Genomic DNA, 8,061 nt, shown 5'->3' with positions numbered 1-8,061 from the left:
TTAAACGGAATTTAGAACCCCAGCCTCCCTGAGGGCGCTTTTTATATCCCCGAGTGCCTCCTCATCGAGGGGCAGAGAGGGGAGCCTGGGCTTTCCGGCTTTGATTCCCCTCATCGCCATCGCGGCCTTTACCGCGCTTATCTGGTTGTATCTCTTCACGACAACCTCGTTTATCAGGTTGAGGCGGAGCTGAAGTTCTCTGGCTTTTTGGTGGTTTCCTTCCATGAATGCCCTCCAGAGCTCGGCGCAGAGCTCGGGGACGACGTTGGCAACCGCTATGACGGCCCCATGAGCACCAATCACCCACGAAGGATACATGACGTCGGCGGTTCCAGCGAGGACGGTGAATCTATCTCCAAGTCGTCTCGCCAGCTCGGTTATCCTCCCCATGCTCCCGCTCGAGTCCTTTATGCCAATCACGTTAGAATGCTCCTCCGCTAAGCGCTCTATGACGTCGAGGGGTATGTTTGTTCCCGTGAACTTGGGGACGTTGTAGAGGAAGATTTTTCCATCGAGCCCCTCAGCTAAGGTTGAATAATGGGCGAAGAGCTCTTTGCTGGAAGGCTTGAAGTAGTAGGGCGGGCCGATTAGAAGGGCATCGGCTCCGAGGTCGAGGAGCGCTCTTCCGAGCCTCAGAGCCCCCCTCGTTGAGTTTTCGGTGGCCCCAGCAACAACTGGAACCCTCCCGTTCGCCTCGTCCAAAGTCGTCTCAACGACCTTGAGCTTCTCTTCAAAGCTCAGGTAAGGGGACTCCCCGTTGCTCCCGAGGGAAACGAGGCCGTTTAGACCTGCGTTGATAAAGTGGTTCACGAGTTCTCTGAGAGTTGGCTCGTCTATCTCCTCATTCCTATCAAAGGGCGTGACGTGGGGAACTAAGACTCCTCCCAGCATAGGCATCGGGGGAAGTATGCGGAAGGGGAGTTAAGGTTTGCCCCGGGGTTCTGCACGCTAATCGAAGCAACCACCAGAACTTCGGAGAGCTTTTTAAAGGACGTTGAGAAATCCCCCCGGTGGTTGTATGGACTGCACTAAGGACTACTGTGTTAAGGACATGAGCCTCGCGCCGAGCGGTGAGAGGAAGATAGACTGGGTCTCGCGCTTTATGCCTGTTCTTCAGAGCATAAGGAGGGACTTCGAGGGAAAGAAGCCCTTCAAAGGCGTTAGAATTGCGGCGACGCTTCACTTAGAGATGAAGACGGCTTTTCTGCTTCTGACCCTCAAGGCGGGGGGTGCAGAGGTTTCAGCCGCCGCCAGCAACCCTCTCTCGACCCAAGATGATGTCGTCGCGGCCCTCGCGAAGGCCGGCGTCAGGGTCTACGCCATCAGGGGGGAGAGCAGGGAGGAGTACTACGAGAACATGCACAGGGCTTTGGACGTACGGCCTAACATAATCATAGACGACGGTGCGGACATGATAAGCACAGTTCATCGCGAGATGGAGGAGCTCGTTCCCGAGATCTGGGGCGCGAGCGAGGAGACGACGACCGGCGTCATAAGGCTCCGCGCCATGGAGCGCGACGGGGTTTTAAAGTTCCCCATCATAGCGGTGAACGACAGCTACACCAAATACCTCTTCGACAACCGCTACGGAACAGGCCAGTCAACGTGGGACGGCATAATAAGGACGACCAATCTGCTCGTCGCGGGCAAGAACGTCGTTGTCGTCGGCTACGGATGGTGCGGCAGGGGGATAGCGATGCGCGCTAAGGGCCTCGGCGCGACTGTTGTAGTCGTCGAGGTGGACCCGATTAGGGCTTTGGAGGCAAGGATGGACGGCTTCCTCGTTATGGACATGAAGAGCGCTGCCAAGGTCGGCGACATCTTCATCACCTCGACTGGGGACATCAACTGCATCCGCGGAGAGCACTTCGAGCTGATGAAGGATGGGGTCATTTTGGCGAACGCCGGACACTTCGACGTCGAGATAAGCAAACCGGATCTCGAAGCCCTCTCAGTGGAGGTAAACGAGGTCAGGCCCAACATAAGGGAGTACAGGCTCAGGGACGGGAGGAGGCTCTACCTCCTTGCTGACGGGAGGCTTGTAAACCTCGCGGCCGCAGACGGCCATCCGGCCGAGATAATGGACATGAGCTTCTCCCTCCAGGCGAAGGCAGCGGAATACATCAAGGAGAACCGCGGAAAGCTCGAACCCAGGGTCTACGTCCTCCCGAGGGGGATAGACGAGATGGTGGCGAGGATAAAGCTCGCCTCGATGGGGATAAGGATTGAGGAGCTCACGGAGGAGCAGAGGCGCTACTTAGAGAGCTGGGAGCAAGGGACTTAAGCTACCTTTGGGAGAGCAGAACGTACTTCGTATCGCCGTCCTCGTACTCATAAACCTTCCAGAGGGTCTTGAGATCCCAGGGGGACCTCAGGGTGATGCTGTCCGGGGCCCCTTCGTCCAGCTCCAGGAACACGGTTCTGGCCACAGGGCTTCCGCCTTCGAGGAGCAGGAACGTCGAGTCCATGGTTATCTCCTTTTTTGAAACCTCGAAAGTATCCCCGGCGACCATGTAGACCTTCGCGACTTTCCTGAGCTTCCTCGCCTCCCCCTCACTTCTCCTTCCGTGGAAGGCCACGAACGCCCCCAAAAGGACGGCCAGCAGGGGAAGGGAGAGGAGAGGGAGGGGGCCGTAGGAGGAAGTTCCAAAGCCGCTGCGTAGCTGGAGGGCGAGGGCCATTAGGAAGCCGAGGACCACGAAGGCGGAGGAGGTCTTGAGGTTCCAGAGGAAAACCTCCGAGAGTTCATCCGGCTCAAAACCCGCTTTCTCAAGCCGCTTGGCTTCGCGGGATGTTTCCTCCATGTAGATGAAGAGGGTAAGGGCAAGGAAGAGGAGGGAGGACGTGATGGTGTAAGCCGGGACCTCCCAGATCTTAACGCCTCCTACTGTGGGCAGGAAGTAGAGGAAGCCTAAGAGGGCGGCGGTCTTGATGGCCCCCTTCTCCTGGGCCAGTAGGAGGGATGCGCCGGTTATCACCGGAAGGAGGATTAAAAGGGGGTCGATGCTCAGACCGGTCCAGAGGATGATGTCTCTGTGAAGGGCAGCCCCAATGCTCGATTGGGCAAGAGACCACGATGAAAGCGCCCCGATCGAGGCGAGCGTCCAGCTTTTAGCGCCTTCCATGTCTAACACCATTCATCGCCCCCAAGATCTTTTTCAGTACAACCCCCTCGGGCTCTCTTGAGACGTCCCAGTGCACGATCTCGGTGGCGAGCTCCTCCCCGAACCTGAGCTTTTGGTAGTGTGCGAGGCTCCCGAGCTCATCGCTTATAGTCCAGTAGGGGTTTAGATCGACGACGACGGCCTTGTTCCTGCCGGAGATCCTTTTCATCATCTTTACAGCCTCCTTAGCTTCGTAAAGGTTCGAGGGCGTCAGGTTGGTTATCAGGATTGTGACGGGCTCTTTTCCCATAAGGGCCTTTTTGACCTTCTCCACGGCCCCGTTGAGGCTTTCCTCCCTCCCCGATACACCCACCGATGCCAAAAGCCTCGAAAAGTTCTCCATGGCGGCCGCACCGGAGCGGGGCGTCTCGAACTTTCCGGGGCCGATAACGTAGAGCCCCACCCGCAAGTTGATCCTGAGGAGAGCCCTCACGAGGGAGATGGCCAGCCCAACTGCGTTCTCTATCGCAGTGCTCCCCTTTCCCCCCGCGCTCATTGTGCTGGTTGCGTCTATGAACAGCATGGCCGTGGTTCTCCCCTCGGGTTCGTACTCGTTTACCAGCGCCCTCCCAGTTCTGGCGGTTGCCTTCCAGTTAACCGCCCTTAGGGGATCCCCTGGTCTGTAATCCCTTATCTCCTTGAAGTCCGTGGAGGGATTCCCGATGTGGGAGTACCCGGGCTCCCCCGCGGTTATCTTCGAGAACAGCCTGCTCACGAACACCCTCGGAACGTTCCTTATCTTAGGTGCGACCCTAACAACCTCTGTCCTCCCAAAAACCGCATAGGACGGCTGCATGTTCCTCAGGAGGGAGTGCCCCTCGACCTCAACGGGGGAGACGGTGTGACGGCCCCTCTTCGTTCCCCTGAGTTTGTAGGTGTACTCCACGGCGAGCTCCTTCCCTGGGGGCTTGAGGAAGACCCTCCTGTTGCTTCCCTCTATGATTTCAAGACCCGGAGAGACGTGATCCCTGGCTACCACCACACCGCTTCCCCTCCTGGCCCTAAGCCGAACCCTTACCGTCAGGGTTCTTCCTATGCTCGTGGAGTCCCCGTCGATTTCCCTCTCAATGGAGAAGCCGGCCGGCGGCTCAAAGAGGTAGGAGAGCGCCAGAGTCGTGCCGGGTATTAAAGCCGCGTACGCGAAGCCGGGAACCCCGCTGACGACGGCCATGACGAACCCAGCGAAGGTGAGGAAGAGGAGGTATTTAGGGACGTTCAACTCCCCCGCCCCCCTTCATGCGCAGTGAGTGGAGAACCTCGGAGACGAGCCTCTTCCTCCTCTCCCTCGCGAGCCGGGCGTACTTCACCCTGAGCCACGTGGGAGTAAGGGCACCGCCGAGGTCGTCCTCATGCTCCACGATCTTCCTCACGACATCAACTACCACCCACTTTGGATAGTTCAGGGGTCTGTTCTCAAGGATCTCAACGAGCAGCGCCGCCTTGTCGCCCCTCTCGACGAAGTCCTTTATGGCCCGTTCAAGCTCCCCGGCATAGGAGTCCTTCCTCGGAGTGCTCTTGGCGATTCCCTCCGAGCCAAGGGGAATTTCATCGTGGAGCTTGGAGTATACGTAACTTGAGATCGCGTAGGCGATGGAGATCAGGGCGCCCACGACCAAGAGCTCGGTCACCACAGTGAACGTGGCTCCTCGGTCGGGGTAGAAGTAGAGGGCCCCCACGAGCGCTCCGATTGCGATGGCCCCGAGGGCGTTTTTTTCAAGGGCATCGTTGCCGTGGCTTTTGAGGTACCATGCCAGCCAGTAGACCCCGGCAGTCCAGAAGGCTGTGAAGAGGCCGGCCCGCCACAGCCAGCTGGTGCCGCCGAAGGCAAGAACCGCAGCAGCGAGCAGGAGGAAGCCAGCTCCCCTAACGATCAGATCCCTCGGCCGGGGTGCCTTTGAAGCGCCGGCTATGAGGATTATCCCGGGAAGGGCCGAGATAACGAGAGCCGGGCCGAAGCCCAACATCAGCATGAGGAGGGCCGCCCCTCCGGCCTCTATGGCGATTGGCTTAAGTTCACTTCCCCGCACTTTTCTCACCCCTGATACCCTCAACGATTGCGGCGAATTCCAGGAACTCGTCCTCTGTAACGGTATGGTTTGAGTAGCGCGCCTTTATGAAGAGCTCCGTCGCCCTCATCAGGGCCTCCTCTGGAAAGCCCCTATCCCTGAGGAGGCCCAGCACTTCGTAAGGCGTCATGCTCCAGGCACCGGAGCTCCCCCCTGGAAGTAGCGGAATGAGGGAGGTTTCGTAGAGCCTCTGTATGCCCTCTCTGGGCCCGCACACCCACACTACCTCCTCCTTTTCTCCGACTGAAAGCCTGTGGAAGCCCTCGTCGAGACAGAGCCTGAAGGTTTTCCCCCTTCCAAGGGACTCCCCGTCGAGTTTCAGAACCCGCTCCCCGTTGAGCAACACCTCAAAGCATTCGCCGGGCATAAAGACGTTCCTGGGGGGCTTTAGTTTAACCTCCACCTCCCCGGCTGTCGGCTCGGGCTCCTTGGAATCCATCACTATCTCTCCATTTCTCCTGAACCTCGATACCGCGTAAGCGGTCGCGAGGACTCCCACAGGGAGGAGCGTTAAAAGGAGGAGCCTTTTGGAGGAGCCCTTTGTTTCACGCCCTTCAACCGTCCCTTTCGCCTTCCCGGGGCTGAGGGCAACCGGAAGGCTTACGGTCAGCGTTGCCGGTTCGTAGTAGGTGTCCCCGCTGTATTTCAGGGTTAGCTTCCCCTTGGATCCCTCAAACTTGATAACGGCGTAGCCCTTCCTATCCGTTTGAACCCTTTCAATCGCTTTTCCGCCTTCAAAGACCGTTAGGTTCCCCGGGATTCCGACTCCCCTCCAGTGAAGCCTGACCCTCAGGATAGTTGAGTCCCCGGAGGTGGTGGAGTTCACCACGCTGATTACCGGAATCCTCTTCACAACGAGCACCGGGTCGCTGTTTGATGGATAGGCCATGGTGCTCTTGTAGTACGCTATGAGCTGATACCTCCCCGCTGCCATTGCAGCTGGAATCACCGCGCTCACCTTGAAAGTGCCGTTTTTCACAGGTCCCGCTCCAATACTGACCTTCTCCGTGCTGTTCTTGCTCTTTGCAACTTTTAGAACCACCTGGCCGGGAGGGGCGGGGCTGCCGTTGTCGAAGTAGACCCTGCCGGTGATTTCGACGTTCATATCGCCGTTTCCCTTCACCGAGCTCGGCCAGGAGGTTATCTCAACCCTGGGCTTCCTCAGGAGGGCCACCCAGGATAGGAGGGCGTAATGGCGCCCGTTCTTAGAGGAAAGGACGAAGAATGGGTAGTAGCCCGGCCGGTACTCCTCCGTTGCTTTGAAGTCGTAGGAGTAGTAGATGAAAGTCGTGGTCTTCTTCAGAATCCTCAGCCTCCCGGGGATTCCGAAGTGCACGGTAACGTTCCCGTAGCCGTAGTTCTCAACTCTGAATACGACCGAGGTGTTTCGGTTGTAGGTCGTGATCAGGAGCGGCTTTACGGCTTTTATTGGGGCGTTCCCGTTGATGCCGCTTATCACCTTAAGATCCGCCGGTCCCTCTGAGACCACGAGGCTGTAGAAGCCCCTGAACCAGACGACCAGCTGATAGCCCTGCCCGTAGTGGATTGGGACCGACTTTGCGGGCACTTTGGCGCACACCAAACCTGGGTCATGGGGGAGGAGGGCAACGGGGCAGTAGGTTTTCAGCATCGTAGGGCTGAAGGTGAAGTTACTGTAGGGAGGGCTCCCTCCGTCCCCTTTATCCCCCAGGTAAAAGTCCTTGGGCTGCTTGTCCGGGCCGCTCGCAATGTCCTTCGCGACCCTTCCAAGTCCCCCGCCGGGCCCTAAGTGACTTACGGCCAGGGCCATGAGCAGGAGGAGCAGGAGGGTTATGGCAGTCACGTGCTCCCTCTTCATTCCCCTTCAGCCCCTTTCGGGACCTTCGTCTTCCTCAACGCCTCCCTCACCACCTGCTCCCCCCTGACGCCCTCAAAGCTGTAGTCGGGCTTGAGGACGATCCTGTGGGCAAGGGCTTCGAAGGCGTACTCTTTAACGTCGTCGGGCACGACGAAGTCCCTTCCCTCGAGCATGGCGTTGGCCTTGCTTATTTTGAGGAGCGTTAAGGCGCCCCTGGGACTCGGCCCGGCCTCAACCCGCTTGTCCGACCTGGCGTTTCTGACGAGCTCAGCTATGTAGCGGATTATCGAGGGGTCCACGTAGATGTCCGTCTCAACCATTTCCTGAGCCCTCAGGAACGTCTCCCTGTCCATAACGGGCTTCATATCAACCGTTGGGTCGTCCTTTCCCCAGCCGAGCCTCGCGTTGAGGATGGCTATTTCATCTTCCAGGCTTTTTGGATAGCCCACGCTCATCCTGAGGGCGAAGCGGTCGAGCTGGGCCTCCGGAAGGGGATACGTCCCCTCGTACTCTATTGGGTTCTGGGTTGCCATGACGAAAAAGGGTCTCTCAAGGGTTAGGGTCTCGCCCTCTATAGTTACCTGCCTCTCCTCCATCGCCTCAAGGAGCGCGGCCTGGGTCTTCGGCGGGGCGCGGTTTATCTCGTCCGCTAAGAGGACGTTCGTGAAAATCGGCCCCCTCACGAGTTCGAACCTCCCGAGGTTCTGGCGCCAGACCTTGGTTCCGAGGATGTCGCTCGGGAGCAGGTCGGGAGTGAACTGGACGCGCCCGTAGTCAAGGCCCAAAGCCCTTCCGAGGGCCTTCGCTAAGAGGGTCTTTCCGAGTCCGGGATGGTCCTCGAACAGGACGTTGCCGTTCACGAGCGAGGCAGCCAGCGCCTTCTTAATCACCCCCGGGTTTCCTATGTAGACCTCAGAAACGGCAGTTATGACGTCCAGCAGTTTTTCCCTGAGCACTTCTATGTCCTCCATTTTAACCGCCCCTCTCCTACTGC

7 protein-coding genes are annotated in these 8,061 nt (G+C 58.4%); 1 reads left to right on the top strand and 6 read right to left on the bottom strand.

Going from position 1 to position 8,061, the window contains the following annotated elements:
- Positions 1-897: a 4-hydroxy-tetrahydrodipicolinate synthase gene (gene dapA / locus MVB78_RS07030; protein WP_297489736.1), complete on the bottom strand. Its 897-nt coding sequence runs from the start codon at positions 895-897 to the stop codon at positions 1-3.
- 121 nt (positions 898-1,018) lie between these two features.
- Between dapA and MVB78_RS07025 the strand changes: the two genes are divergently transcribed.
- A complete protein-coding gene (locus MVB78_RS07025; protein ID WP_297489734.1) occupies positions 1,019-2,284 on the top strand; it encodes an adenosylhomocysteinase in 1,266 nt (421 codons plus the stop codon).
- A 1-nt stretch (position 2,285) separates the two neighbouring features.
- Here the strand turns inward: MVB78_RS07025 and MVB78_RS07020 are convergent, their stop codons facing one another.
- Genes MVB78_RS07020 through MVB78_RS07000 form a run of 5 tightly spaced genes read right to left on the bottom strand, consistent with a single transcriptional unit; the run spans position 2,286 to position 8,038 of the window.
- Positions 2,286-3,137: a hypothetical protein gene (locus tag MVB78_RS07020; RefSeq protein ID WP_297489732.1), complete on the bottom strand. Its 852-nt coding sequence runs from the start codon at positions 3,135-3,137 to the stop codon at positions 2,286-2,288.
- Positions 3,112-4,383, bottom strand: coding sequence for a DUF58 domain-containing protein (locus MVB78_RS07015; protein ID WP_297489730.1), 1,272 nt, complete (start codon positions 4,381-4,383; stop codon positions 3,112-3,114). The genes MVB78_RS07020 and MVB78_RS07015 overlap by 26 nt, the downstream gene beginning before the upstream one ends.
- Positions 4,370-5,191 carry a hypothetical protein gene (locus MVB78_RS07010; RefSeq protein WP_297489728.1) on the bottom strand — a complete coding sequence of 274 codons (822 nt, stop codon included), beginning with the start codon at positions 5,189-5,191 and terminating at the stop codon, positions 4,370-4,372. Before MVB78_RS07010 ends, MVB78_RS07015 begins: the two co-directional genes overlap by 14 nt.
- Positions 5,178-7,067, bottom strand: a complete 1,890-nt coding sequence (locus MVB78_RS07005; protein ID WP_297489726.1) for a DUF4129 domain-containing protein — start codon at positions 7,065-7,067, stop codon at positions 5,178-5,180. The genes MVB78_RS07010 and MVB78_RS07005 overlap by 14 nt, the downstream gene beginning before the upstream one ends.
- Complete coding sequence (locus MVB78_RS07000) at positions 7,064-8,038, bottom strand: MoxR family ATPase (RefSeq protein ID WP_297489724.1); 975 nt, start codon at positions 8,036-8,038, stop codon at positions 7,064-7,066. The genes MVB78_RS07005 and MVB78_RS07000 overlap by 4 nt, the downstream gene beginning before the upstream one ends.
- Between the last annotated feature and the right edge of the window lie 23 nt (positions 8,039-8,061).

The sequence above is a fragment of the Thermococcus sp. genome, from assembly GCF_026991495.1.
Lineage (GTDB): Archaea > Methanobacteriota_B > Thermococci > Thermococcales > Thermococcaceae > Thermococcus.
This window is presented reverse-complemented; position numbering and strand designations above follow the sequence as displayed.